General features: G+C 30.1%; 1 protein-coding gene. It reads right to left on the bottom strand.

Annotation, left to right across the window (positions count from 1 at the left end):
* Window positions 1-365, bottom strand: a 365-nt coding sequence (locus IDG60_RS27245; RefSeq protein WP_206160421.1) for a YbgA family protein, incomplete at its 3' end; no start/stop codon positions are given.
* Window positions 366-531: the final 166 nt, after the last annotated feature.

Below are 531 nucleotides of genomic sequence, written 5' to 3'. Positions count from 1 at the left end.
TTTAAAACACGACTTTGTAGTAAATATTGAACATCATATTTATTAGCAAGTTCTGCTAAAAAATCTAATAAAGTTTGGGTGTCGATTTTACCATTAATAAAATCAGCTTTAAGTAGTTTTGATTGTTGTCTTTCTTCTTCATTCGCACATTTTTTAAAATATCCCCACATATGATCAAAAGCATTACATACACTTCCTATACTCGGTTCAATTAACAAAGCATCATCAATCATTTGTTGAACTTGATGAAGTGATAAATCCGTTTTTAAAGCATTCCTTATCATTTGGTAAGACTGTTGACTGTGTAACAATACATGATATTTTTCCTCACGCCAAAGCTGTTCGATATAGCCACGTTCTTTCATAAAATTACCTCCGATAATTAATGTTAATATACATGCATGTAGTATAGCAATAAAAATGAATGCGCTATCAAAAATGGTGTAGGTGTTTATATAAAATGATAATAGAGTGTTGCAAATATTTTTGGAACCGGTTACAATAAAGTGGAATAAATGGAACCGGTTCTAA

The organism is Staphylococcus sp. EG-SA-2 (assembly GCF_017152085.1).
This window is presented reverse-complemented; position numbering and strand designations above follow the sequence as displayed.